Below are 25,315 nucleotides of genomic sequence, written 5' to 3'. Positions count from 1 at the left end.
AGGGCCCCGCCCACAGTCACGTTCACCCACAATGCGCACATGAGTGCTGAGGCGGCGGCGATCAAGTTGGGCGGAGCGGTGGCGACGCGAGCGGTCCGGCTGTGGCTCGCCCCCAAGGAGCGGGAGCAGCAGGCACGTTCCTCGATGGGCGACCTGATCCGGGTGCGGGTGCCGGGGCTGCGGGCGAGCCGTGGCGTGGAGCGGCAGTTCGAGCAGATAGCCGACGCGGTGGCGGGCCGGGTCCAGCCGCTCCTGGAGCACGAGTTCCGTGACCTGACGGAGAACGGCAGGGAGGCGGTTCTCCAGGCCGTCACCGACACCTTCGTACGGGCGGACCTCTCCGACGACGCCGTCCTCAGCTCCGACGCCGATCCGGCCGAGCTGACCCGACGCGTACGGGCGTCGGTGCCGGTGCCGAGTGGGTTCTCCGAAGTGGAGACGCGCTTTTACGAGGTGGTGCTCGGCGAATGCTGCGACTGCTACGTACGCGTCCTGCGCAGGCTGCCCGTCTTCACCGAGCGGGCGGCGAGCGAACTCCTCGCGCGTACGACCTCGTTGGGCGACGAGCTGGAGAAGGTCCTGGAACGCCTGCCCGCGCGTTCGCTCTACGCACCGGAGGGCACCAGCGAGGACGAGGCGTTCCGGCGCCACTATCTGGAGCTGATCAGCCGCTCCCTTGACGAGATCGAGCTGTTCGGGCTCGGCCCGGCCGACCAGGCGCCGCGCACCAAGCTGTCAGTGGCGTACGTGAGCCTGCGGACGTCTGAGGACGACGGCGGTCGCAGGCGGGCACTCCCACGACCAGTCCTGCGGAGCGGCGCGCAGCTCTGGGAGGCCGGCGAGGCCGAGCACACCTCCAGGATGCGCGTGGAGGCCGCGCTCAAGGGCTCTCCCAGGGTGCTGCTGCGCGGCGAGGCCGGGTCGGGGAAGACGACGCTGCTCCAGTGGCTCGCGGTGACGGCGGCGCGCGGCGCGTTCACCGGCCCGCTCGCCGAATGGAACGGACTGATACCGGTCCTGGTCAAGCTGCGCCAGTACGCCGGGGAGCCGCCGCCCCCGCCAGAGGCGATGCTGGACCGGGTGGCCGGGCCGCTGAGCGGACTGATGCCGACCGGGTGGCTGCACCGGGCGTTCGCGGACGGGCGGGTGCTGCTCCTGGTGGACGGCGTGGACGAACTCCACGCGGGCGAGCGGCGCGGGGTCCGCGACTGGCTGCGCGGGCTGCTGCATCTGTACGCCGGCACCCGCGTCGTGGTCACCACGCGGCCCGCCGCGGCGCGGGTTGACTGGCTGCGCACCGAGCGGTTCGCCGCGCTGCAGCTGGAGCGGATGACACCCGCCGATCTCGCCTCGTTCGTACGGCAGTGGCATCAGGCGGTGCACAGGCAGGACGCGGGACTCCCCTGCCCTCCGGAGGAACTGCCGCGCTACGAACGCTCCTTGCTGACCAGCCTCCAGGACCGCCCGCACCTCCAGTCTCTGGCCACGAATCCGCTGCTCGCGGCACTGCTGTGCTCCCTGCACCTGGCGCGCAAGGGGCAATTGCCGCGCAACCGAATGGAGTTGTACCGGATGACCCTTGAGGTCCTGGTGCAGCAGCGCGACACGGACCGGGGCGTGCACAGTGAACTCCCCGTGCCGCTGACGTTGACGGACAAGCTCTGCCTGCTGCGGGACCTGGCTTGGCGCCTGTCCGACAACAGCCGCACCGAGATCTCCGTCGAGCGGGCGGCGGCCCACGTCACCGCGAAGCTCACGGCCATGCGGCACCTGGACGGACTCGAAGGCCCCGCCGTCCTCGACCATCTCCTGCACCGCTCCGGGGTACTGCGCTCCCCCGTCGAGGGCCGACTGGACTTCCTGCACCGGACGTTCCAGGAGTACCTCGCGGCACAGGAGGCGGCGGTCGAGGACCGGATCGGGAACCTGGTGGGCCGGGCGCATCTCGACCTGTGGCGCGAGACGGTCGTCATGGCGGCCGGACCCGCGAACCGCACGCAGCAGGAGGAACTCCTCGGCGGCATCCTGGAGCGCGCGGAGCGGGAACCGCGGCACAAGCGGACGCTGCGCCTTGTCGCGGCGTCGTGCCAGGAGACGATGGCCTCGGTGCCGGACGTCCTGGCGGCCCGGCTCGACGAGGCGGTGATGCATTTGGTGCCACCTCGGCGAAAGACGGAGGCAGACTCGTTGGCCGCGGTGGGGGCACCAGTGATGCGGTGGCTGCCGCCGACCCTTGAGGGGGTCGGCGCCAAAGCCGCCGAGGCCACGATCAGGACGGTGCGGCAGATCGGTGGCGAAAGGGCCCTGGCCAGGATGGAGCGGTACGCGTCGGATCCTCGGGTGCGGGTCCAGCAACTCCTGATGGACTCGTGGGAGTACTTCGACTCCGACGCCTATGGGGACGCGGTCCTGCGACAGTTGCCTCTGCACCAGCAGGTCCTCTTCATCACACATGCGGGACAGTGGTCCACCCTGAGTCGGCTCAAGGGAGCCCGCTGGCTCTCCTTCGCATATCCCTTCTCCCGGAGCCTGGCCTTCCTCAACGAACGGGATCCGGTCCGGGGGCTGTGGTTCGAAGACCTGCAAGGCGATGTCGATCTGACTCCGCTGCGCGCTCAGGCGGATCTGGGTGTGCTGTCCTTGCGCGGGGAGGGACGGCTGGTGAACCTCGACGCGATCGAGGACCTGGCCGATCTCACCATTCTCAAACTGCGGTCATGGCCCGTGCTGCCGCCGTTCGACCACCTGTCCGTGCTGGATTCCCTCCACATCCTGGAGCTGGGCAAGCTTCCGCCCGGGCACGACCTGGGCCGGCTGACCCGGCTCACCAATCTGACGGACCTCACACTCACCGGCAGCGGGCAGCCCTGCGGCATCGACGATCCGGCGCAGTGGGAACATCTGGCCCGGCTGGAGCTACACGGCTACGACCTCGACGGCTGGGCACTCTGTGACGCCCTCCCTGAGTGTCTCGACCTCGTCGAGGACTGTGTGCTGCCGGCGTCCTTCGGGTCGGCGCCCTGGTGCACCGTGCAGGACTGCCACACCCCCGACGGCCGCCCCCACCCCCGCAACGAACGGTGAGAACGCACGCGGGCCCCGCCCTCCCGAAGGAAAACGGAGCCCGATGCCAGAAGCCAGGAAGGACTCAGCCCTGCCAGCTGTGCGGGGCACGGAAGCCCGGCGTGCGCTCGAGACGGCGCCAGCCGGCCTTGTCACGGCCGCGGTGGGCCGGGGCGGTCTGCGGCTGCGCCGCGGCGCGGGCGAGCAGGATCGCGGTGATGGCCGCGACCTCTTCAGGTTCGGCGTGACCCTTCTCGACGCGAATGTCGGGAGTGGACATATGCAGTGTTCTCCTTGTGGGTTACTGCAGGCAGGAAGTCTGGGTGCAGGGCTACTGCGGGGGGTTGCCGTGCTTGCGGGACGGCAGGTCCGCGTGCTTGTTGCGGAGCATGTCGAGGGACTTGATCAGCACCTCGCGGGTCTCCGCCGGGTCGATGACGTCATCCACCAGGCCGCGCTCGGCGGCGTAGTACGGGTGCATCAGCTCGGCCTTGTACTCCTTGACCATGCGCGCGCGCATCGCCTCCGGGTCCTCCGCGGAGGCGATCTGCCGACGGAAGATCACGTTCGCGGCGCCCTCGGCGCCCATCACGGCGATCTCGTTGGTCGGCCAGGCATAGGTCAGGTCCGCCCCGATGGACTGGCTGTCCATCACGATGTACGCACCTCCGTACGCCTTGCGCAGGATCAGGGAGATCCGCGGCACGGTGGCGTTGCAGTACGCGTACAGCAGCTTGGCGCCGTGCCTGATGATTCCACCGTGCTCCTGGTCGACGCCGGGCAGGAAGCCGGGGACGTCCAGCAGGGTGACGATGGGGATGTTGAAGGCGTCGCACATCTGCACGAAGCGAGCGGCCTTCTCGGACGCCTCGATGTCCAGCACACCGGCCAGGGACTGGGGCTGGTTGGCGATGATGCCGACGACCTTGCCGTCCAGGCGGGCCAGGGCGCAGATGATGTTGCGCGCCCAGCGCTCGTGGACCTCCAGGTAGTCGCCGTCGTCGACGAGCTCCTCGATGACCTTGGCCATGTCGTACGGCCGGTTGCCGTCCGCCGGGACCAGGTCGAGCAGGACGTCGCCGCGCCGCTCCACGGGGTCCTCGGACTCCACGGCCGGGGGGTTCTCGCGATTGTTCGACGGGAGCATCGTGAGGAGGTAGCGGACCTCCGCGAGGCAGGTCTCCTCGTCGTCGTACGCGAAGTGGCACACGCCCGAGGTCTCGGCGTGCACGTCGGCGCCGCCGAGGCCGTTCTGGGAGATCTCCTCGCCGGTCACCGCGCGGACCACGTCGGGACCGGTGATGAACATCTGCGAGGTGTCGCGGACCATGAACACGAAGTCCGTCAGGGCGGGGCTGTAGGCCGCGCCGCCCGCGCACGGGCCGAGCATCACGCTGATCTGCGGGATGACGCCGGACGCCTTCGTGTTGCGCTGGAAGATGCCGCCGTACCCGGCGAGGGCCGAGACGCCCTCCTGGATGCGGGCGCCCGCGCCGTCGTTGAGCGAGACCAGCGGGGCACCGGCCGCGATGGCCATGTCCATGATCTTGTGGATCTTCGTGGCGTGCGCCTCGCCGAGGGCACCGCCGAAGATCCGGAAGTCGTGCGCGTAGACGAAGACCGTGCGGCCCTCGACCGTTCCCCAGCCCGTGATGACACCGTCGGTGTACGGCTTCTTCGCCTCCAGGCCGAAGCCGGTGGCGCGGTGCCGGCGCAGCTGCTCGACCTCGTTGAACGACCCCTCGTCAAGGAGCAGCTCGATCCGCTCGCGAGCCGTCAGCTTGCCCTTGGCGTGCTGGGCCTCGGTCGCCTTGTCGCTCGGTCCGCGCAGCGCCTGCGCACGGATCTCGTGCAGCTCGGCGGTGCGCCCGCGGGCGTCGGTGGGCTCGCCCCCGGAGGAAGCTGCGTCGTCCAAAACGGTCATGTAGCGACCTTACGAAGCGGACCCAGGGAAACGGACCGTCGACTCCGTACAGTCTCCGGCCCGTTTTCCTGGTAGCCCCAAACAGAAGGCCCCGCGGAAGCAGCGGAAGTGGCAGCTCAGGCCCCCATGGGGCTGTAGGGGTTCAACAAAGCCCACCCGTGAGACCCAGCTCACATCGGGCCCCGGGGCGTGCCGCTCACCGAGTGATCTGCGATCGAGCGCCAGGCGACCTGCGGTCGAGCCTACGCCCGCGACCCGCGGCCCCGACCTGCCGGCGGCGCGCAGTTGAACAACACTCGAACACAACCGTGAGCGACAAAGAGGACACTCTCCGCTTAATGTTGAATGTTGAACCTGATCGCGCTACAGTCGTCCTTGTTGAAAGTTAAACCTTCAACAGCTCGCCACCCGCAGCCCTCTCCCCCGAGGGCTCGTCCCCAAGGAGCACGTCATGGGCATCTTCGGCCGCAAGAACGACAGCGCCACGACCCCGGCCACCACCCCCGCCGCCGCTTCCGCCCCGGCCTCGGTGAGCCCCGAACTCGCCGCCCTGACCGGTGAGTACACCCTCGACCCGGCCCACACGACGATCGGCTTCGTCGCCCGCCACGCGATGGTCACCAACGTCAAGGGCTCCTTCCAGGACTTCTCCGGCACGCTGCACCTGGACGGCGCCGACCCGGCCGCCTCGACGGCCTCCATCGACGTCAGGATGGACAGCATCGACACCGGCAACGCGGACCGCGACGGCCACCTGAAGAGCGCGGACTTCTTCAAGACCGAGGAGTTCCCGGAGATGACGTTCCGCTCCACCAAGGCCGAGGCCCTGGGCGGCGACGACTACGCGATCACCGGCGACCTGACGATCCTCGGCACCACCAGGCCGCTCACGATCACCCTGGAGTTCAACGGCGCCGCCAAGGACCCCTTCGGCAACGAGCGCGTCGGCTTCGAGGGCAAGGCCGAGATCCTGCGCTCCGAGTGGGGCCTGACCTGGAACGCCGCGCTCGAGACGGGCGGCGTGCTGGTCTCCGACAAGATCAAGCTGAACTTCGACATCTCGGCGATCAAGAACGCCGCGTGATCACCGCGTGTGCGCATGGCTCCAGCGCGTGCGTGGCCCGAGCGCGCGCATGGCCCCAGCGGCCCCGGCGCGTGTGTGGCCCGAGCGGCCCGGGCGCATGCGTGGCTCCAGCGCGTACGTGGTTCCAGGCCGTGTCCGCGCAGTCGGCCTAGCCGGTGGTGCCGCCGGCCCGCCGCACCAGCCGGCTGAGCACCTCCGTGAGCCCCTCACGGAGGTGCTCGTCGTTCGCCTGGAGCCGGACGCAGGCGTCCGCCACGATGTCGGCACCCGTGTAGCCGAGCACCGTCCGCAGCGTGGCCTCCGCGCCCCCGCCTCGCCCCGGCGCCGCGGCGTTCACCCAGGCCGTGGGCTTGTCGCAGATCTCCGTACCGCCGACGGTCCAGTCCAGCAGGTTCTTGAACGAGCCGGGCAGGGTGCCCGCGTACTCCGGAGTGCAGATCAGCAGGGCGTCCGCGGCGGCGATGGCGGCACGCAACTCGGCGACGGGGGCCGGGAGTCGGCCCGTCCCCTCCGGGTCGTCGTCATCGGGGTTGAAGTGCGGGAGCCCGCCGAGTCCCGCGTACCGCACCGTGCGCACTCCCTCGGGCGCGGCGTCCTGCGCGGCGCGCAGCACGGCCTCATTGGAGGAACCGGAGCGGAGGCTCCCGGACAACAGCAGAACCACGGAGGGTGAGGCCATCCCCCGAACTTACCGCCTGGCCTTGTCGTGCGCGGCGCTGTGTCCGGTGCGGTGGGCGGCGCGGTGGGCGGCGTTGTGGGCGGCGCGGTGGGCGCCGTTGTGCGCCGCCAGCGCGTGGAAGGACTGCTTCGGCTCCCAGTGGTACGGCGACTTGGGGTCGCCCCAGTCCCGTCGCACCATCTTGACCAGGCCGTACGCGGCGGTGTCCAGGTCGTGCACCGGGTCGTCGGCGAGGTGCGGCATGTCCGGCGCCATGAACTCGTACGGCGAGGCGCCGAAGAGCCCCTCCGCCTCGAAGACCTCCATCATGTGCGCGATGTGCTCGGCCTGTTCGCGCTCGTCGCGGACGATGCCCGGCCTGAGCCGGGGCACCTCCGACTCCAGGTCGACGGCGTCCCAGCCGTCCCCGCCCCGCTTGGCCGCCCCCCGGTAGGTGCAGCAGCCGAACTCCAGGATCATGATCGGCTTGCGCCAACGCCGGTGCGGGGCCAGGTCCTTGGTGTGTCCGGCCTGGTCACGGTGGTACGTGTAGTAGTCGAGCCCGACGATGTCGAAGAGGCTCCAGTCGACCGACGCCCACTCCATCTCGGAGGCGCCGTAGGTGATCCGCCCGTGGAAGTGGCGCCGTGCGACGGCGACGGCCTTGTGCACGAAGGCGTTCAGGCGGCGCAGGATCACCTCGAAGTCGTAACCCCCCTCGGTGAGGTATGCGATCCGGTCCATGAACGTCCTGCCCGGCACGATCCCGGGTGTGAACAGGATGTACTCGCAGCCGATGACGAGGATCGTCTCGGGTCCATGGGCGGCCCGCAGACACTCGGCCTCGCGGGCGGTGCGGGCCAGGTGGTCGAGGATCTCGCGCTGCGGCCGGTCGAAGAGGCGCGGCTGCACCCAGACGTGCAGCCCGCGCTCCAGAGCGGCCCGCGCGGTCTCGGTGAGCCGCTCGACGCGGCTGCCCGAGATCACGACGGAGTTGCAGTGCAACTGCCGCTCGATGGCGTGCAGTTCGTCGTGGAGGTACCGGTCGCTCCACACCTCGCGGGTGAGAGCGCCGTCGCCGCTGTAGTCGGTGCCGGTGTCGTACATGACGGCCCGGTGGGTGAGGCCGCGGCGACGACCGCCGTCCGTGGTGGCGCTCGCGGGGGCGGCGGCGAGCAGGGAGCCCGCCGACGCGAGGGCGCCCAGGGCTGCGGCGCGCTTGAGGAAGTCGGCCCGGTTCATGCCGGGGTGTGCGGTGGGTGCCATGGGCCCAGACTGGCCCGCGGAGACGGGGAGTTCGTCCGCCCAAAGTCCACGGCGGCGAGACTTAAGTCGGCCTCCGGGCGCGACAGGGACGGCCACCCGGATACCGTGCGGCGGTGAACGAGTTCATACAGCAACTGCCCACCCTGCTCGGCGTGATCATCGGTGCTCTCGGTTCCTACGTGGCGATCATGCGGGGCGAGCGGGTCCGCTTCCGGCGCGAGCAGGCCGTGCGCTGGGAGGAGCGGCGGCTCTCGACGTACACGGAGTACGCGCGGTCGGTGAAGAAGACGGTCACGCTCACCTACCGCATCGCCGCCCACCACGGCAACGACCCGCACCCCCACCCCCTCTCCCCCGCCGAGGCCGAACCCCTGCTCGCCGAGGCCAACGACGCCCGCGACCCGGCCGGGGAAGCCCTCCTGATGCTCGGCACCAAGGACGTGGTGGACAAGGCCCGGGTGTGGGTGGTCGTGGTCATCGAGATGGAACTCTTCGTACACGAGGGCAGGTTGGCGCCCGAGGAGTGGCAGGCACTGCTGGAGCGCCAACGGGTCGCGCGCGAGGGCTACTACGCGGCGACCCGCACGGATCTTGCGCTGCCGCCGGGGCATTCGGGGCGGTGGCAGGCGACGTGGCCGAGGGCGGACGCGGCCGACTGAGCGGGGCACGGCCCATGTGCGGGCTGCGGACTGCGGCGGGCCACGGACTGCGGGCTGCGGCGGGCCACGGACTGCGGGCTGCGGCGGGCCACGGACCATTTGGATGTCACCCGGCTACCCGGCTACGACCCGGGTGCCAGAATCTCCCCATGCCCTTCGCCCACGCCGCCGACGGCACCGCACTCCACTACGACGTCCACGGCGAGCGCGGCGGCCCCCCGTTGCTGCTGCTCAGCGGGCAGTCGAACAGCCACCGCTGGTGGGACGCGGTGCGCGACGGCTTCGACGCCGAGTTCACGACCGTGGCGCTGGACCACCGGGGCACGGGTGAGAGCGGCCGCCCCGACACCGACACGTACAGCACACCCGGCTTCGCCCGCGACGTCGTCGCCGTCCTCGACCACGCGGGGATCGAACGGGCCCACGTGTACGGGACGTCCATGGGCGGCCGGATCGCGCAGTGGCTGGCCGCCGGCTTCCCCGAGCGCGTCGACCGGCTCGTCCTCGGCTGTACGTCGCCGGGGGCGCCGCACGGGGTGGAGCGGGGGCCCGAGGTGCGGGCGGCGCTGGCGCAGCCGGACGCGGCGGCGGCACGGCGGGCGCTGGCCGAGCTGATGTACACGCCGGAGTGGATCGCGGCGCGGCTCGCGGCGGACCCGGGGCATACGTTCCACACGCTCGGCGACCCGACCATGCCCGCGTACGCGCGGCGGCGGCATCTGCGGGCGAGCGCGCGCCATGACGCGTGGGAGGCGCTGCCCCGGATCGCGGCGCCGACGCTGGTCGTGCACGGCACGGAGGATCTCTTCAACCCGACGGCCAATGCGCCGCTGCTTGTCGAGCGCATTCCGGATGCCAGGCTGCAGCTGATCCCGGGGGCACGGCATGCGTATTTCGAGGAGTTCGAGGGGGTGGCGACGCCACTGGTGATCGACTTCCTGCGAAGCAAGGGGGAAGAGGGGCAAGAGCAGGAAGAGGGGCAAGAGGGGGAAGAGTGAGCAAGGCTGGGGGCGGTGGCTCTGCCGACGGTGGCCGTGCCGACGAGGACCATGTCCGCGGCGGCGGGCACCACGTCGATGGGGACGACGTCGATGGGCACCACGTCGATGGGGACGACGTCGACTGGGCCCATGTCGACGGGGACCACGTCGACCTGAGGCGCGGCACCTTTCACGGGCCCGTCACCGGGAAGGTCGAGCACCACGAGCACGCACACTACGGGCCCGCGCCCGACGCCACCTCGGCGCTGCCCGCGCCGCCCGCGGCCTTCACGGGGCGGGACGCCGACACCGAGGGGCTGTTGAGCGCGCTCGGCCCCGAGCCCGCCGTACTGATCTCCGCTGTCGCCGGGCTCGGCGGTGTCGGCAAGACGGCGCTCGCGCTGCATGTGGCGCATGAGGCGAGGGGGCGGGGCTGGTTTTCCGGGGGCACTCTCTTCCTGGACCTGCGGGGGTACGACGAGGCTCCGGTGCGCGCGGAGCAGGCCGTGCTCTCGCTGCTGCGGGCGCTGGGGGTGCGGGACCGGGACCTGCCGCCCACGGCCGCCGAGCAGTTCGGCCTCTACCGCTCCGAACTCGGGCGCAGGGAGCCCCTGTTGATCGTCCTCGACAATGTGTCGGGGCCCGAGCAGGTCGTCCCGCTCCTCCCCGGCCGCGGGGGCCATCGTGTGCTCGTCACCTCGCGGGACAGCCTGGACTCGTTGCCGGTACGGCAGTTCGACCTGGACGCGCTGGAGCCCGGGGCCGCCGTGGAGTTGGTCGACAGGACGCTGCGGCTCGGGGACCCGGGGGACGGGCGGGTCACCGAAGCCCCGGAAGAGGCTTATCGACTTGTCGAGTTGTGCGGTTGCCTGCCGCTCGGACTGAAGATCGCCGCCGCGCAGTTACGGAAGGCACGGCGCCGTCCGCTACGGATGCTGGTCGCCGAACTGGGCGCGGCACGGGACCGGTTGGGCGCGCTGCGGGCGCGCGGGGTGGACCAGTACGGGCGGGAGCTGGCGCTCCGGCCGGTGTTCGACGTGACGTACGACCGCCTGGGCGAGGAGCAGGCGGCGCTCTTCCGGAAGCTCTCCGTCGTCCCGGGCGCGGACTTCGGGCTGTGGGCGGCGCAGTGCCTGGTGGGCGCGGAGCGCGCGGCGCTGCCGCTGCTCGACGACCTGGTCGCCGCCTCGCTGCTGACCGCGTCGGCGGACGGCGAGCGGTGGCGGGTGCACGATCTCGTACGGGAGTACGCCGGGGTGGTGGTCGAGGAGAGCGATCCGGTCCTTCAGCACGAGGCTCGAACCACCCGCTATGCGCTGCTGCTGGACATGGTGCGCTGCGTGCACGCGGCGAACGGACACCTTCAACGAGGGGTCGCGGACGAGCCGTTCACGGATCAGCGCCAGGCCCTTGCCTGGCTCGACGCCGAGCGGCAAGGGCTGGTCGAGTTCGCCCTCTCGGCCGGCTCCGTCGAGGACGGCGCGCACCTCATGGCCTCCGTGGCCATCGCCATCGGCCTCACCTTCTACCTCGGCTTCCGCGGGTACTTCGAGGACTCCATGGCCGTGGCCCGTGCGGCCCAGTCCCGCGCGGCCCACCTCGGGGAAGCGGTCCTCGAAGCCGCCGCGTGGGACGACCTCGGCCGCGCCGCCTGCAGCCTCCGCCAACTCGATGTGGCCCTCGACGCCTTCGCCCGGGCCGCGGATCTCCACCGCCGGTCGGAGCTCAAGAATCTGGAGGCGAGATCCCTGGTCAGTCTCGCTCTCGTCCAGTTGAGCCTCGGCCACCTGGAAGAGGCCGGCACCACCATCACGCGCGCCGGCGAGTCGACGACGGGCCGCCCGGGCGACGTCCCGAACTGGGCGGACGCCGCAACGTGGACCCAGATGGGTACGAGCATGCTGCACATCGGCCAGTACGCCAAAGCCTGCGAGTGCCTCGAGGCCGCGCGGGACATCTTCGGCGAGCTCGGCGCCCGGCTCCAGCAAGCCGCCACCTGGACCAGCATCGGCATCTGCAAGCACCGGGCGCAGCTGCACGAGGAGGCCCTGGAGGCGCTCGGCCGGGGCGAGGAGCTGAGCCACGCGCTGGACGACTGGCACGAGGTGGGCCGGGCCCGCCAGGCCCGCGCCCTGGTCCACCAGGACCTCGACCGGGCCGACGAGGCCCGCGCCGCCTTTCTCGCCGCCGCCGACGCGTACGAACGCGCGGGCGCTCAGGACAAGGCCGACGAGGTCCGCGGCCTCGCGCAGTAGATGAGGCCCCCGCCTCACGGAGAAGGCGGGGCCCGCCACCCCACCGAGAAGGCGGGGCCCGCCGCCCCACGGAGTGACGGGCTCACAGCCGGGCGCGCGATGAGCGAGGGCTAGAAGCCCCCACCCCCGAAGTCCCCACCGCCACCGAAGTCCCCGCCCCCGCCGAAGTCCCCTCCGCCGCCGAAGTCCCCCGGGTCGAAGTCCGCCCCGGACACGTCGCCGCCGTCGAAGCCGGAGCCCTGCCCGAAGTCCCCGTACCCGGAGCCGTAGTCCGCCGCGTACGCCGGGCTCGACATCATGCCGCCGAGCATCGTGCCGATCAGGAGGCCCGGCAGGATTCCGCCGCCGAAGTAGCCGCCCGCCCACGGGCCGTACGCCGGGCCCGCCTCGTAGTAGGGGCGGCGTTCGCCGGTGTCCGTCTCGACCGTGCGGACCATCGGGTCCTGGCCGTCGGCGAGGCGCGTCGCGTCCGCCTGGCAGACCGGTACCTCTCGCTCCGCGCCGCCCGCCGGAGCCCACACGGCGTCCTTGACCGACGGGCCGTGGCGCGGGTCGAAGAAGCAGGGGGCACGCCGCTCCGGCAGCGGGCGGCCCTCGCGGCGCGCGGCGAGGAGCGCGAGCGAGAAGCGGCCGTCCTCCAGTGCCTGCGTCACGCCGCGCACATCCTCGGGCCGCTGCGCCGCCGCCATGTACGACTTCGCCTTCTCGTACGCGTCCAGGCCACGCTCGTAGTCCGCCCGCATCGCGTCGTCCGCGCCCGCCTCGGCGGGGTGGAAGTCGAGGCGGTCCAGCTCCTCGCCGAACGCGGTGATGTCCTCGTCGACGACGACCCGCAGCTTGTCGAGGGAGGCGCGCTGCTCCTCCTCGCGGCGGCGCCGGTTGCGGCGCGTGATCGCGTAGACGCCCGCGCCGCCCGCCACGACGACCGCGCCGACGCCGACCAGGGCGCCCACGGGGACGCCGCCGCCACCGTCGCCCTTGCCGGAGCCGCCCCACGAGGACGGCGCCGAGCCGCGCGCCTGGGGCAGCGCCTGGCCGACGAAGCGGTTGAGCTGGGCGTCGGCGGCCTCGCCCTGCACGGAGGTGACGAGGTTGCGGACCGCGTTGCGGCTGAGCACCTGGCGGTCGGCGCCCGCGTCGAAGGCGGAGCCGAGGCGGACCGCGTAGACGCCGGTGATCCCGGTCTCGGTGCGGAGGTTCTGAAGCAGGGCCTGGCGCGGGAAGCCCTCGGGCAGCACGGCCACCATGATCGGCTTGTCCGCGTTCTTGATCTTGTTCGCGAGGGCCTGCTGCTGGCCGGTGGAGAGCTGGTCACGGGCGGCCGGGTCGACGTACACGGGGCTCTTCTTCAGGGCGTCCGCGACCGGCGTGACGGCCGATTCCTGGGCGGCCGCCACATCCGGTTCGGCGCCCTCGGCCGCCAGTGCCCCGGGCGCCGTGGCGAAGACGGCGCCCAGGACGAGGATCAGTCCGGACAGTCCACGGAGAGCGTTACGGGCACTACGTACCGTTTTGACGGGCATCATGCTTCGACAGTAGCCCCCACGCGGGACGAATGACGGGGCCGGGCGTCCCGGTCCGCCGCCCTCCGTGGCACCCGTGGCCGCGGGCCGCCGCGGTCCCCGGCGGCCGCCGCCCCGCCCCGGCTACTCCGGCGGCTCGACCCCGGCTCGCAGCAGGCCATAGGTGTAGGCGTCCTCCAGGGCCTGCCAGGACGCCGAGATCACGTTCTCCGCGACGCCGACCGTGGACCACTCGCCCTCGCCGTCGCTGGTCGCGACCAGGACGCGGGTCGTGGAGTTCGTGCCGTGCGTGCCCTCCAGGATGCGGACCTTGTAGTCGACGAGCTCCAGCTTCGCCAGCTGCGGGTAGATCCGCTCCAGGCCCACGCGCAGCGCGCGGTCGAGGGCGTTGACCGGGCCGTTGCCCTCGGCGGTGGCGACGATGCGCTCGCCCTTCGCCCACAGCTTCACCGTCGCCTCGTTGGCGTGCGTGCCGTCGGGGCGGTCCTCGACGATGGCCCGCCAGGACTCCGTACGGAAGTAGCTGCGCTCCCGGCCCTCCGCCTCGGCGCGCAGGAGCAGCTCGAAGGAGGCGTCCGCCGCCTCGTACGTGTAGCCCTTGAGCTCGCGCTCCTTGACCCGCTCGACGACCCGGCCGATCAGCTCGCGGTCGCCGCGCAGGTCGACGCCGAGCTCCTTGCCCTTGAGCTCGATGGAGGCGCGCCCGGCCATGTCGGAGACGAGCATCCGGATGCGGTTGCCCACGAGGTCCGGGTCGATGTGCTGGTACAGGTCCGGGTCGACCTTGATCGCGGAGGCGTGCAGGCCCGCCTTGTGCGCGAAGGCCGAGACGCCCACGTACGGCTGGTGGGTGGAGGGCGTGAGGTTCACGACCTCGGCGATCGCGTGCGAGACCCGGGTCATGTCGCGCAGCGCACCCTCGGGGAGCACCTTCTTGCCGTACTTGAGCTCCAGGGCGGCGACCACCGGGAAGAGGTTGGCGTTGCCCACGCGCTCGCCGTAGCCGTTGGCCGTGCACTGGACGTGGGTCGCGCCCGCGTCCACGGCGGCCAGCGTGTTGGCGACCGCGCAGCCCGTGTCGTCCTGGGCGTGGATGCCGAGGCGGGCGCCGGTGTCGTCGAGGACGGTGTGCACGATCGCCTGGACCTGGGCGGGCAGCATGCCGCCGTTGGTGTCGCAGAGGATCACGACGTCGGCGCCGGCCTCGGCTGCGGCCCGGACCACGGACTTGGCGTACTCGGGGTTGGCGCGGTAGCCGTCGAAGAAGTGCTCGCAGTCGACGAAGACACGGCGGCCCTTGGAGACGAGGTGGGCGACGGTGTCGCGGACCATCTCCACGTTCTCGTCGAGCGTGGTGCGCAGGGCCAGCTCGACGTGCCGGTCATGGGACTTGGCGACCAGCGTGATCACCGGCGCACCGGAGTCGAGCAGGGCGTTGACCTGCGGGTCGTCGGCCGCCCTGCCCCCGGCCCTGCGGGTGGCGCCGAACGCCACCAACTGCGCGTTCCGGAAGGTGATCTCCTTCTGGGCGCGGGCGAAGAACTCGGTGTCACGGGGGTTGGCGCCCGGCCAGCCGCCCTCGATGAATCCCACTCCGAAATCGTCCAGGTGCCGGGCGATGGTCAGCTTGTCCGCGACGCTGAGGTTGATCCCCTCGCGCTGCGCGCCGTCGCGCAGCGTCGTGTCGAAGACGTGGAACGAGTCGTCAACTGCGCGGGCTTCGCGCGACGCATCGTCTGGTGCGCTGGTTTCCGTCATCTGTTCTGGCTCCTGTTACTGGATCTCGGTCTACCGGAATGACCGGCTCCACCGTCCCCCTATGATCCCGTGCGCTCCGCCCCCGGCTGCGGGTGGGCCAGGAAACAGAAAAACCCCTCGCGGGTGCGAGAGGTCTGCGCGCGGGTCGAGGACGACGGTGTCCGCCCGTACTTGGTGGTACGAGGCGGTCACTGCGGACCGGCGCGCCTGCTGCCAATAATCATGGCGAACGAGAGCACGGGGGCAGCCTGCCACAGCCGTGGGGGGCCGTGCGGGGGCGTCTCACGATGCGGGCCCGGGTGCGGACGGCTGCCAGAGGCCGGGCAGCTGCCAGGGGCCGGACGGCTGCCCGGTCTCGCGGGGCGGGCGGCCGCGTCCGTGAGCGTGCTCACCTCTCTTCAGCGGAGTCTGGTGACGAATCTTCAGCGGAGCCTGGTGACGAACACGTCCCCTCTCCCGTTCGTGTCCGACGGCACCCGGTCGTCGTCCCAGGAGCCGTAGGCCGTGGTGCGGGCGCGGGCGTCGAAGACCCGCTCGCGTATGTCTCCCTGGTCGCTCGACAGGAGCCTGCTCGCGCCCGTGCGCCGATCGCGCTCGAAGAGCCCCTGCTCGGTCCCGTAGAGGTAGCGGCGCCCGCCGTCCGTGAACGCGACGCCGCTCGTGTCCGCGGCCGGGTCGTCGGCCGCGTCGATCAACTCGCGCTCCCCGGTGCGCAGATCCTGCAGATATCCCCCGCCGTGGAGCGCGCCCGGAACCATCCGGTCCGAGGACGAATCGAAGAGGACGTACGCCCCGTCCGGGCTGATCCCGCCGAGCGAGGCGCGGTTCGGATCGCTGCTGCTGCCGTCGTACGTCGTGTCGACGCGCACCGCCTGCCCGCCCGCGCGCCGCCACGCGTAGACGAACGTCTCGGGCGGGCCCGACACCTTGGGCACGGTCGTCCGGTACGCCACCGCGTTCCCCGACGCGTCGATCCGCGGCTCGTACGCCTCCCTGTCCCGCGGGGCCGGAGGTGCGCTGACCCGCTCGGTGCTGCCCGCCCGGACATCACGCAGATACACCCGGACATTGCCGTGCAGCCCGGCCGGGAACCACGGGGTGTCCCCGCCGACGAACGCCACCCTGCGCCCGTCCGCGCTGATCGCCGGGTCCCGCGAGACGACCCCGAACCCTTGGTCGAGGCCGACGTTCACCTTCGTGGTGCGTCCGGTGCGCAGGTCGCGCACATACACGTCGGACTGGCGGCCCGAGGGTCCGCCGGGCACCGGGTACGTCCACTCCGAAGTGAAGGCGACGTAGCGGCCGTCGGCGCTGAGCGAGGGCTGAAGGGCGTCCGCGTCGGCCGGGGCGCCCGCGCCGCGCGCGTCGACCCGGACGATCGCGCCCGTCTTCAGGTTCTTGACGAAGACGTCCGACCGGCCGTTCGTGTCCCCCGGCACGAGGTTGCTCGCCGTGGACTGGAACGCGACCAAGTGCCCGTCGGCACTCATGGACGGCTCGGTCGAGTCGCCGTTCGCCTGCGCTCCGTCGGCGGCGACGCTGACGCGTTGGGTGGCCGGTGCGGGCGCCGATGACGCGGACACGGGGACGGTCAATGTGACCGCCACGGCAGCAAGGACGGGGATGACTCGCCTCACCGCAGGTGCCTCACGAAGACATCGGGCGCGCCGTTCGTGTCGCCTGCCACCAGGTCGGCGGAGAGCGAGTCGAACGCGACCGCACTGCCGTCCGTGTTCACGGAGGGGTTGTCCGCCGAGTACTCGCTCGCTCCTCCGCCCGTCGCCACGTTCACCAACTGCGTTGTCCCCGTGGCCAGATCCAGCAGATGGATGCTGTGTGCGGCGTCGGGCTTCTTCAGGCTCCCTTGGACGTACGCGACGAAGTTCCCGTCGCCGCTGAGCGCGGCCTCGCTTGTGTAGACGTTCTTTCCCGCCCCCTTCACGAGCCGGGTGCGGTGCGCGTCGAGGTCGCGCACGAAGACGTTGGCGCTCTTGTTGGTGTCGCCGTGCGCGAGGTTCGAGGCATACGAGGTGAAGGCGACCTTGCGGCCGTCGGCGCTGATGACGGGGCCGGTGGACTCCCGGTCGGCCTCGCCTCCGCCGGGGGCGACGGTGGCCTTCTCCAGCGTGCCGGTCTCCATGTCGCGGACGTAGATGTCGCTGGAGTTGGCCGGGCCTCCGGGGTGCGGCACCCCGTACTGGTAGGCGATGTAGCGGCCGTCGGCGCTGATCGAGGGGCGGCCCGCTGCGCGGGAGCCGTCGGGGGCGACGTCGCTGACCGGCTCGATGGAGGCGTCGTACACCTTGATGCGGTAGACGCGTGACTGCTCGACGTGGTCCGGCGTCGAGGGCAGTGTGCCGACGAAGGTGAGCCACTGGCAGTCCTGGCTGATCCGTGGATCGCTGACGTGCTCGAACTCGACGCCCTTGTAGCCGAAGGTCTCCCGGCCGATCTTCCCCACGGTGTGGTTGCGGAGATAGACCGCGGTCCGGCCGTCCGTCGGCGAGTTGGACGTCAGGTCGGTCGCCTCGGAGACAAACGCGGTGAAGCGGCCGCAGGAGGACGCCTCCCGCGACGGCCCGTTCCCCGGCTTGCCGTCGCGGGACGTCCGGCTGGCGACGGCGGAGCCGAGCATGGCGTCGGAGACACCGTTGGTGTCGTCGGCGGCAGCCGGCGCGTTGGTCGTGTAGGCGACACCACCGGCATATCCATCCGTGATCTCGGCCCCGAACGACGCCCCCTCGAACTGCGTTCCCCCACGGCCGACGCTGACTCTCTCCGTGTACGGCAGGGCGGGATCATCGGTGACCAGCACCGACACCGGCACCGGGACGGCGACGGCCACCGTCGGGAGGGCCGCTGCGCCGAGCACACCGAGGACGGCGGCGATGACGAGGCGGTGGGTAACGGGCATGGGTTCCCCCTGAGTTGGTTCTTGGTCGGTCCGCCGCACCGCAGACGTCGGCGGCGGTCGCTTCGCCAGGCCGGGCCAGGTCGGGCCAGGTCGGGTCGGGTCGGGTCAGCGCGCGTGCCAGAGGAAGACGTCCTCGACCCCGTTCGTATCGCCCGGGACCACGTCCGTGTCCGCCGACGAGAAGACGACGCTGCGCCCCTTGGCGCCGACGGCCCCGGCGGTGGCCGAGCCGTGGCCGACGACGGTGTCTCGCCCCGAGTGCACGTTCGTCAGGCGGAGTATGGACTCGGCGTCGGAGAGCAGGAGTTGGTGTCCGTCCGGGCTGAGGGCGGCGGCCCGACGGCCCGGGAAGCGCTCGGTCTTTGCGGTGCGCAGGTCGCGGATGTAGGCGCCGTCCGCCGAGTTCATCGCCACCGTCCGGCCGTCGGCGCTGAGCTGGGCGAGGGTGGAGGGCGTGCCGTCGTCGACCCGGGTGAGTGCGCCCGAGGTGCGGTCGCGGACCCAGACCTGGTCGGTGCCCTCGTCCACATAGGCGACTTTGCTGCCGTCGGCGCTGATCGACGGGTCGGTCATGTCGCGAGAGGAGTCGGGCGGGCCGTCGCTCACGACCTCGCGGGTGTCCGTGACTCTGTCGTACACCTCGACGCGGGTCGGATTCTCGGGATGGCGCGGTGTCAGCTGGTACGCGATGTAGCGGCCGTCGGCGCTGATCGACGGCGCGTACGACCCTTCCTTGAAACCCTTGCCGTCGACCTGCTTCCTCTCGCCGGTGGTCAGGTCGGTGAGGAAGACGTTGATGATGTACGGCCCCCAGGCCGTGTGTGCGGCATAGCGGCCGTCGGCGCTGAGGGCCGGCGCGCTCAGACTCTCTTTTATGCGGGTGACCTGGCCGGTCCTCAGGTCCCGTGCATAGCCGTGGGCGCGCGGGCGTTGGCCGCCGTCCGGCGTGAGGTTCGTCGCCTCGCTGGCGAAGCCGACGTGGTCGCCGTCCGGGCTGAGCGTCGCGGCGCCCGACGGGCCGTCGGCCTGCGCGCCGTCGGCGGCCGTACTCACGCGCTCGATTCTCGGCGCGGGCTGCGTCGGCGGCGCGGCGCGGGCCGTGCCGGGCAGCAGCGCCATGGCGCCAAGTGCCGCGAGAGCCACGGCGGTTGAGCGTGCGGAAGCGGTCAATGACATGGTTCCCCCCGGACCTGTCGCGCCTCGGTCGTCGCCGAGGGCACCACCGCGATTCAAGCGCACCGCTCGCCCCCGCCACAATGCGAACGTTTACGTACAACCCGAACGAGTGGTCGACGGTCCGCGAGGCAACGGATCGGGCGGCTCATGGCCTGTATTCATCGTCCGGCCGCGTCAGCGATCCCGCGCAGCAGCCGTGCGACGGCTCGCCGCAGCGGCGATCGGCCGCCGCGATCCGCCGCGGTCCGCCGCGTCGGCCGGGCGTCAGTCCGTCAGCCTCTCGTCGAGGAATTCCGTCACATGAGCCAGGATCTGATCGCGATCCGTGCCGCGCACGCCGATCGCCACATGAATCGAGAATCCGTCGAGCAGCGCCCGCAGCCGGGTGGCGAACCGATCGGGGTCGACCGCCCGGAATTCTCCGCGCGAGATGCCCTCGGCGAGCAGCGCCACCAGATCGCGGTGCCAGGCGCCCTCGATCGCGGCCTGCCGCTCGCGGCCGTCGTCGTCGGCGTTGAGCGAGCGGTTCCACACCTCGAGCCAGAGCGTACAGTGCGGATCGCGGTGTCCGTCCGGGACATAGAGGTCGACGTAGGCGTCGAGCCGTGCGCGAGCGGATTCCTGCCGGGCGAGCAGCCGCCCCCGCTCGGCGCCGAGCCGGCCCTCGCTCCATTCGAGCGTGCGCAGCAGCAGCTCGTCCTTCGTGCGGAAGTAATAGAGGAGATGTCCGCTGCTCATGCCGACCTCGCGGCCGAGCGCGGCCATGGTCAGCTTCTCCAGGCCACGCTCGGCGATCATCGTCATGGCGGCGGCGAGCACGTCCTCGCGCGGCGGCGCGTTCTTCCTGCGCGCAGGGCCCGCTTCGGCCACGTCCGTGCTCCCGGTCTAGATCTTCGGCTGCTGCTGGGTGATGCAGTGGATGCCGCCACCCCCGGCAAAGATCGTACGGGCGTCGACGAGCGTCACGGTCCGGTCCGGGAAGAGCCGGGCGAAGATGCCCGCGGCGACCTCGTCGTGCGGGTCGTCGAAGGAGCAGAGGACCACGCCGCCGTTGCAGAGGTAGTGGTTGATGTAGGAGTAGTCGACCCACTCCCCGTCCTCGGTGAGCACGGTCGGCGCGGGTACGTCGACGACTTCGAGGGTCCGGCCTCGCGCGTCCGTCGCCGACCCGAGGACACCCGCGACCTCCTTGCTGACCTCGAAGTCGGGGTGGGCCGGGTCCTGCTGGGTGTGGACGAGGACGACACCGGGGGCGGCGAAGGAGGCGACGATGTCGACGTGGCCCCGGGTGCCGTAGCGGCCGTAGTCACCGGTCAGTCCGCGCGGCAGCCAGATGGCCTTGCTGGTGCCGAGGCGGGCGTGGATCTCCGCCTCGACCTCGGCGCGGGTCCAGTCGGGGTTGCGCTCCGGGCCGAGCTGGACGGTGTCGGTGAGCAGCACGGTCCCCTCGCCGTCGACGTGGATGGCGCCGCCCTCGTTGACGAGGGACGAGGAGTGGACCGGCACTCCGGCGACGTCCGCGACATGCCGGGCGATCTTGGAGTCGTGGTCCCAGCGGGCCCAGTCCTGCGCACCCCAGCCGTTGAACGTCCAGTCGACGGCGGCGAGTTGGCTCCCGTCGCTGACGAAGGTGGGACCGATGTCCCGCATCCACGCATCGTCGAGGTCACGCTCGACGAGTTCGACGCCGGGGCCGACGAGGGCGCGGGCCGACTCGGCCTGGCCGGGGCCGGTGACCATCACGACGGGCTCGAAGGCACGGACGGCGCGGGCGACGGCGGCCCATGCCTCGCGGGCCTCGGCGAGCTCCGCGGCATTGCTGAAGGTGGGGTTGGGGCCCGGCCACGCCATCCAGGTGCGCTCGTGCGGGGCCCACTCGGGGGGCATGCGGAAGGTCATGGGTGCGGTTCCTTGGGGAAGGAGGGGTGGTCAGAGGAAGTAGAGGCGGTTGAGGGAGACCGAGTCGGCGGGTTCGGAGCGGACCGGGTCGCCGTCGAGGGTGACCAGGCCGGTGCGCTGGTCGACGTCGACCGCGCCGGTACGGGAGTTGAGGCGCAGGTCGGCGGGGCCGATCCCACGTGTGCCCCGGACGGCGACGCGGCGGCGACGCGTGGGCATCAGGTCTCCCCCTTGCTCGGCGGCGGCGCCCGCGACGAAGGCCACCGAGATGTCCGCGGCGGTCGCTCCGTATGCCCCGAACTGGGGTCCCAGGACGAGGGGTTCGCAGGTGTCGGTGGCGGCGTTGGGGTCGCCGGTCACTCCGTAGGCGGGGAAGCCGGACTTGAGGACCAGCTGCGGCTTCGCCCCGAAGAGCTGCGGCTGCCAGAGCACGATGTCGGCGAGCTTGCCCACCTCGATGGAGCCGATCTCGTGCGAAAGCCCATGGGCGATGGCGGGGTTGATGGTCAGCTTGGCGATGTAGCGCAGGACGCGCGCGTTGTCGTCCCCCTCGCCGTCACCCGCCATCGGACCGAGCTCGGCCTTCATCTTCCCGGCCATGGCGAAGGTCCGGCGCACGGTCTCCCCGGCCCGCCCCATGCCCTGCGCATCCGACGAGGTGATCCCGATCGCACCCAGGTCATGGAGGACGTCCTCGGCACCCATCGTCCCGGCCCTGATCCGGTCCCGCGCCATCGCCGCGTCACCAGGCAGATCCGTCTTCAGATCGTGGACGGAGACGATCATCCCGTAGTGCTCGGCGACGGCATCGCGCCCGAAGGGCAGCGTCGGATTGGTGGAGGAGCCGATCACGTTCGGCACACCCGCCATCTTCAGGACGTTCGGCACATGACCGCCGCCACACCCCTCGATGTGGAAGGCATGAATGGTCCGCCCCTCCAGCACCCTCAAGGTGTCCTCGACGGACAGACACTCATTCAACCCGTCGCTGTGCAGGGCAACTTGGACGTCATGCTCCTCGGCAACCCGCAGCGCCGTATCGAGGGCACGGGTGTGCGCCCCCATGTCCTCATGCACCTTGAAGCCACAGGCACCGCCCTCGGCCAGAGCCTCCACGAGAGGCGCGGCATCGGAGGAGGAGCCCCGGGCCAGGAAGCCGATGTTGACCGGCCAGGCATCGAAGGCGTTGAACGCGTGCCGCAGCGCCCAGGGCGAGTTGACACCGACGCCCCAGACGGGCCCGAATTCCTGCCCGATGACCGTCGTGACGCCCGAGGCGAGGGACGCCTCCATGATCCGCGGCGACAACAGGTGCACATGGGTGTCGACGGCCCCGGCCGTCGCGATGAGCCCCTCTCCCGACACGATCGAGGTGCCGGTGCCGACGACGACATCCACGCCGTCGAGAGTGTCCGGATTCCCGGCCCGCCCCATGGCGTGGATCCGGCCCTCCCGAATCCCGATGGACACCTTGCGGATGCCCTGCACGGCGTCGATGACCAGCACATTGCTGATGACGACGTCACAGGTCTCACGGACGGCGGCAGCCTTCAGATGCAGCCCGTCACGCGCCGTCTTGCCGAACCCGGCGAGGAACTCGTCACCGTACGCCTGGGAGTCGGACTCGACCCGGACGGTGAGCCCCGAGTCGCCGAGCCGGACCCGGTCTCCCGCGCGCGGACCGTGGGTCGCGGCGTACTCATAGGGGGTGAGGCGGCGGGCCTCAGCAGGGTGGCCTCCGGGGCGGCTCATCGCGTGGCCTCCGCTTCGTCCTCGTCGTCGTGGATTCCCAGGTAGCCGCAGGCAGCGGCGCGACGCAGCGCTTCTTCTCGGGCACCGGGAGCGTCGAGCGGTCCGTCGACGAGCCCGGCGAACCCGATGGCCACGCGCGCGCCCCCGATCGGCACGAGCCCGACCTCGGCGGACTCCCCGGGCCCGAACCGCACGGAGGAGCCCGCGGGCACGGCGAGCCGCATCCCGTACGCGGCCGAACGGTCGAAGGAGAGCCGGGGGTTGGCCTCGAAGAAGTGGAAGTGCGAGGTCACGGAGACGGGGACGGGCGCGGTGTTGCGCACGGCCAGCGTCACGGCCGGCGCGGGCTCCTCGTGCGCGGGCCCGGGAAGCAGGGCGCCCGGGGCACCTTCGCCGAGCCCCTGTCCCTGCCCTTCCTCCTGACTCTCCCCCTGCCCTTGTCTCTGCCCCTGGCCGATCGGGTCGGAGACCACCGCGAGCCGGGACCCGTCGTCGAAGACGGCCTCCACATGGACCTCGGTGACCACGTCGGCGACGCCGGGGAGCACGTCGTCCGGGCCGAGGGCCGCGCGGGCGCGGTCGATCGCCTCGGCGAGCCGGAGCCCGTCACGGGCGGCCTCGCACACCGTGTCCGCGATCAGCGCCGTCGCCTCCGGGACATTGAGCCTGAGGCCCCGCGCCTTGCGGGCCCGGGCCAGCTCGGCGGCCCCGAACAGCAGCAGCCGGTCGCGTTCCGTGGGGGTCAGCCGCACGCCACCACACCTCCCTCATTTCCGGTCCCACATTTGAGCATCACTCTAACTAGGAGATTCGCATGACGGAAGCATTGACGTGCGAGCTTGAGCTACGCCACATTGAGCGTCACTCAAAAGAGCGGGAACCATCGAGCGTCAGGGGCACCCTCATGCCGATAGAACAGCGCGGCGTCGACACCATTCCGGACGAGGAGCGCACCAGCCGCCCCCGTGACCTGGTGTCGATCCTGCTCGGCTCGAACCTCTGCCTCGGGGTGATCGTCTTCGGCTGGCTTCCGGTGTCGTTCGGGCTCGACTGGTGGGCCTCGGTGAGCGCGGTCGTCGCGGGCACGGCGCTCGGTACGGCGCTCACGGCTCCGCTCGCCCTGGTCTCCCTGCGCACGGGGACGAACCTGTCCACGTCGTCCGGCGCCCAATTCGGCGTCCGGGGGCGCCTGGTGGGCTCCGTCGTGGGCCTGCTGCTCTCGCTCGGCTACACGGCGCTGACCATCTGGATAGGCGGCGACGTCATGGTGGGCACCCTGCACCGCCTGCTCGGCCTGCCGACCGGTTCGCTCTCGTACGCCCTCGTCTACGCGCTGCTCGCGGCGGCCACCGTCACGGGCGCGGTCTACGGCTATCGCGTGCTGCTCCGGCTCTCCCGCGTCCTCGCCGTCGGCATGACGGCGCTGCTGGCCCTCGGACTCGTCGCGTACGGACCGGACTTCACAACGTCGGCGCTGCCCGGCGCGGGCGGCTACGCCCTCGGCTCGTTCTGGCCGACCTGGCTGCTCGCCCTGGTCGCGGCGGGGCTCTCGGGCCCGATCGCCTTCATCACCCTGCTCGGCGACTACACCCGCTACATCTCCCCGGCCCGGCACAGCTCCCGCGCGGTGCTCCGCGCGGCCTGGCTCGGGCTGATCGCGGGGCTCCTGGTCCCCCAGCTCTTCGGCACGTTCACGGCGTACGCGGCGCGGGCGGCCCTCGACTACGCGGGCCCGCTCGTCGCCGCCGCCCCCGGCTGGTACCTGCTCCCGCTCCTCCTCGCCGCCTCGGCGGGCTCGGTCGGCAACGCGGGTCTGATGCTCTACTCGATGGGCCTCGACCTCGACGCGATCCTGCCGCGCGCGTCCCGGGCACGGGCCACGTACACCGTCGCCGTCGTCGCCACGGCGTGTGTCTTCGCCGGCCACTACGCCTGGAAGGCCCAGGACGCGATGACGTCGTTCGTGCTGCTGCTCACCGCGATCGGCACGCCGTGGGCGGTGATCACGCTCATCGGATTCGTGCGCTGCCGGGGCCGCTATGACGAGGAGGCGCTCCAGGTGTTCAACCGGCGTGCGCGGGGCGGGAGTTACTGGTTCCGGGGCGGGTGGAACATATCGGCCACCGCGGCCTGGGCCCTCGGCGCGCTCGTCGGTGTGCTGTCCGTGTCCCTGCCCTCGTACGAGGGGCCGCTGCTGGCCATGACCGGCGGCGTGGACTGCAGCTTCCTGCTGTCGGGGGCAGTGGGCGGCGCGGCGTACTGGCTCCTGCCGCGCCCCGCGCACGAAGAAGCGCCGGGGGGGGGGGGGGATTGAGGGCAGCGCGCCCCGCCGCCCAAAAAAAAAAGATGTTTAACCCCACACGCCCCAGTGAAACCCCCCCGGGGGAAACACCCCGGGAATTTC

The 25,315-nt window shown here is 71.5% G+C and carries 19 protein-coding genes; 6 read left to right on the top strand and 13 right to left on the bottom strand.

The window, feature by feature from the left end; genetic code table 11:
* Positions 1–39: 39 nt before the first annotated feature.
* A complete protein-coding gene (locus ACFWYM_RS11005; protein WP_384833454.1) occupies positions 40–3,084 on the top strand; it encodes an NACHT domain-containing protein in 3,045 nt (1,014 codons plus the stop codon).
* A 64-nt stretch (positions 3,085–3,148) separates the two neighbouring features.
* On the opposite strand, the gene ACFWYM_RS11000 is transcribed toward ACFWYM_RS11005, so the two are convergent.
* Positions 3,149–3,343 (bottom strand): acyl-CoA carboxylase subunit epsilon, encoded by a 195-nt coding sequence (locus ACFWYM_RS11000; RefSeq protein WP_384833451.1) that lies wholly within the window; start codon positions 3,341–3,343, stop codon positions 3,149–3,151.
* A gap of 51 nt (positions 3,344–3,394) precedes the next feature.
* Positions 3,395–4,987, bottom strand: coding sequence for an acyl-CoA carboxylase subunit beta (locus ACFWYM_RS10995; RefSeq protein ID WP_384833448.1), 1,593 nt, complete (start codon positions 4,985–4,987; stop codon positions 3,395–3,397).
* 451 nt (positions 4,988–5,438) lie between these two features.
* Between ACFWYM_RS10995 and ACFWYM_RS10990 the strand changes: the two genes are divergently transcribed.
* Positions 5,439–6,071 (top strand): YceI family protein, encoded by a 633-nt coding sequence (locus ACFWYM_RS10990; protein WP_384833445.1) that lies wholly within the window; start codon positions 5,439–5,441, stop codon positions 6,069–6,071.
* 148 nt (positions 6,072–6,219) lie between these two features.
* Here ACFWYM_RS10990 and ACFWYM_RS10985 read toward each other — a convergent pair whose 3' ends face one another.
* A complete protein-coding gene (locus tag ACFWYM_RS10985; RefSeq protein ID WP_384833442.1) occupies positions 6,220–6,750 on the bottom strand; it encodes an NADPH-dependent FMN reductase in 531 nt (176 codons plus the stop codon).
* A 9-nt stretch (positions 6,751–6,759) separates the two neighbouring features.
* Positions 6,760–7,995 carry an abortive phage infection protein gene (locus ACFWYM_RS10980; protein ID WP_384833439.1) on the bottom strand — a complete coding sequence of 412 codons (1,236 nt, stop codon included), beginning with the start codon at positions 7,993–7,995 and terminating at the stop codon, positions 6,760–6,762.
* A gap of 113 nt (positions 7,996–8,108) precedes the next feature.
* Between ACFWYM_RS10980 and ACFWYM_RS10975 the strand changes: the two genes are divergently transcribed.
* The 3 genes from ACFWYM_RS10975 to ACFWYM_RS10965 all read left to right on the top strand — a co-directional run bounded on the left by ACFWYM_RS10975 (position 8,109) and on the right by ACFWYM_RS10965 (position 11,889).
* Positions 8,109–8,654, top strand: a complete 546-nt coding sequence (locus ACFWYM_RS10975) for a hypothetical protein (protein ID WP_384833436.1) — start codon at positions 8,109–8,111, stop codon at positions 8,652–8,654.
* A gap of 149 nt (positions 8,655–8,803) precedes the next feature.
* Positions 8,804–9,652: an alpha/beta fold hydrolase gene (locus ACFWYM_RS10970; RefSeq protein WP_384833433.1), complete on the top strand. Its 849-nt coding sequence runs from the start codon at positions 8,804–8,806 to the stop codon at positions 9,650–9,652.
* Positions 9,649–11,889: a tetratricopeptide repeat protein gene (locus tag ACFWYM_RS10965; RefSeq protein WP_384833431.1), complete on the top strand. Its 2,241-nt coding sequence runs from the start codon at positions 9,649–9,651 to the stop codon at positions 11,887–11,889. Before ACFWYM_RS10970 ends, ACFWYM_RS10965 begins: the two co-directional genes overlap by 4 nt.
* A 110-nt stretch (positions 11,890–11,999) precedes the next feature.
* Here the strand turns inward: ACFWYM_RS10965 and ACFWYM_RS10960 are convergent, their stop codons facing one another.
* The 9 genes from ACFWYM_RS10960 to ureA all read right to left on the bottom strand — a co-directional run bounded on the left by ACFWYM_RS10960 (position 12,000) and on the right by ureA (position 23,663).
* Positions 12,000–13,412, bottom strand: a complete 1,413-nt coding sequence (locus tag ACFWYM_RS10960) for a hypothetical protein (protein ID WP_384833900.1) — start codon at positions 13,410–13,412, stop codon at positions 12,000–12,002.
* 123 nt (positions 13,413–13,535) lie between these two features.
* A complete protein-coding gene (cimA, locus tag ACFWYM_RS10955) occupies positions 13,536–15,170 on the bottom strand; it encodes a citramalate synthase (RefSeq protein WP_384833428.1) in 1,635 nt (544 codons plus the stop codon).
* Between the two features lie 422 nt (positions 15,171–15,592).
* Positions 15,593–16,777 carry a hypothetical protein gene (locus ACFWYM_RS10950; protein WP_384833425.1) on the bottom strand — a complete coding sequence of 395 codons (1,185 nt, stop codon included), beginning with the start codon at positions 16,775–16,777 and terminating at the stop codon, positions 15,593–15,595.
* A gap of 26 nt (positions 16,778–16,803) precedes the next feature.
* Complete coding sequence (locus ACFWYM_RS10945) at positions 16,804–18,084, bottom strand: TolB family protein (RefSeq protein ID WP_384833422.1); 1,281 nt, start codon at positions 18,082–18,084, stop codon at positions 16,804–16,806.
* A 105-nt stretch (positions 18,085–18,189) separates the two neighbouring features.
* Positions 18,190–19,227 carry a protein TolB gene (locus tag ACFWYM_RS10940; RefSeq protein WP_384833419.1) on the bottom strand — a complete coding sequence of 346 codons (1,038 nt, stop codon included), beginning with the start codon at positions 19,225–19,227 and terminating at the stop codon, positions 18,190–18,192.
* Between the two features lie 297 nt (positions 19,228–19,524).
* The gene (locus tag ACFWYM_RS10935; protein ID WP_384833416.1) at positions 19,525–20,130 is read right to left on the bottom strand and encodes a TetR/AcrR family transcriptional regulator; all 606 of its coding nucleotides are present in this window, start codon (positions 20,128–20,130) and stop codon (positions 19,525–19,527) included.
* A 15-nt stretch (positions 20,131–20,145) separates the two neighbouring features.
* A complete protein-coding gene (locus ACFWYM_RS10930) occupies positions 20,146–21,159 on the bottom strand; it encodes an agmatine/peptidylarginine deiminase (protein WP_384833413.1) in 1,014 nt (337 codons plus the stop codon).
* A gap of 30 nt (positions 21,160–21,189) precedes the next feature.
* Positions 21,190–22,911, bottom strand: a complete 1,722-nt coding sequence (locus ACFWYM_RS10925) for an urease subunit alpha (protein ID WP_384833410.1) — start codon at positions 22,909–22,911, stop codon at positions 21,190–21,192.
* Positions 22,908–23,663: an urease subunit gamma gene (gene ureA, locus ACFWYM_RS10920; protein WP_384833407.1), complete on the bottom strand. Its 756-nt coding sequence runs from the start codon at positions 23,661–23,663 to the stop codon at positions 22,908–22,910. Before ureA ends, ACFWYM_RS10925 begins: the two co-directional genes overlap by 4 nt.
* Before the next feature lie 152 nt (positions 23,664–23,815).
* Between ureA and ACFWYM_RS10915 the strand changes: the two genes are divergently transcribed.
* Complete coding sequence (locus ACFWYM_RS10915) at positions 23,816–25,225, top strand: cytosine permease (protein ID WP_384833404.1); 1,410 nt, start codon at positions 23,816–23,818, stop codon at positions 25,223–25,225.
* Positions 25,226–25,315: the final 90 nt, after the last annotated feature.

Source organism: Streptomyces sp. NPDC059009, from assembly GCF_042740175.1.
Classification (GTDB): domain Bacteria; phylum Actinomycetota; class Actinomycetes; order Streptomycetales; family Streptomycetaceae; genus Streptomyces.
The sequence above is the reverse complement of the archived record's forward strand: the minus strand, read 5'-3'. Positions and strand labels throughout refer to the sequence as shown.

What these genes read in the sequence shown, in the direction of transcription:
- ACFWYM_RS11005 (WP_384833454.1), top strand. Translation starts at nt 40, where the DNA reads ATGAGTGCTGAGGCGGCGGCGATCAAGTTGGGCGGAGCGGTGGCGACG.
- ACFWYM_RS11000 (WP_384833451.1), bottom strand. Translation starts at nt 3,343, where the DNA reads ATGTCCACTCCCGACATTCGCGTCGAGAAGGGTCACGCCGAACCTGAA.
- ACFWYM_RS10980 (WP_384833439.1), bottom strand. Translation starts at nt 7,995, where the DNA reads ATGGCACCCACCGCACACCCCGGCATGAACCGGGCCGACTTCCTCAAG.
- ACFWYM_RS10995 (WP_384833448.1), bottom strand. Translation starts at nt 4,987, where the DNA reads ATGACCGTTTTGGACGACGCAGCTTCCTCCGGGGGCGAGCCCACCGAC.
- ACFWYM_RS10990 (WP_384833445.1), top strand. Translation starts at nt 5,439, where the DNA reads ATGGGCATCTTCGGCCGCAAGAACGACAGCGCCACGACCCCGGCCACC.
- ACFWYM_RS10930 (WP_384833413.1), bottom strand. Translation starts at nt 21,159, where the DNA reads ATGACCTTCCGCATGCCCCCCGAGTGGGCCCCGCACGAGCGCACCTGG.
- ACFWYM_RS10945 (WP_384833422.1), bottom strand. Translation starts at nt 18,084, where the DNA reads ATGCCCGTTACCCACCGCCTCGTCATCGCCGCCGTCCTCGGTGTGCTC.
- ACFWYM_RS10970 (WP_384833433.1), top strand. Translation starts at nt 8,804, where the DNA reads ATGCCCTTCGCCCACGCCGCCGACGGCACCGCACTCCACTACGACGTC.
- cimA (WP_384833428.1), bottom strand. Translation starts at nt 15,170, where the DNA reads ATGACGGAAACCAGCGCACCAGACGATGCGTCGCGCGAAGCCCGCGCA.
- ACFWYM_RS10925 (WP_384833410.1), bottom strand. Translation starts at nt 22,911, where the DNA reads ATGAGCCGCCCCGGAGGCCACCCTGCTGAGGCCCGCCGCCTCACCCCC.
- ACFWYM_RS10985 (WP_384833442.1), bottom strand. Translation starts at nt 6,750, where the DNA reads ATGGCCTCACCCTCCGTGGTTCTGCTGTTGTCCGGGAGCCTCCGCTCC.
- ACFWYM_RS10960 (WP_384833900.1), bottom strand. Translation starts at nt 13,412, where the DNA reads ATGCCCGTCAAAACGGTACGTAGTGCCCGTAACGCTCTCCGTGGACTG.
- ACFWYM_RS10915 (WP_384833404.1), top strand. Translation starts at nt 23,816, where the DNA reads ATGCCGATAGAACAGCGCGGCGTCGACACCATTCCGGACGAGGAGCGC.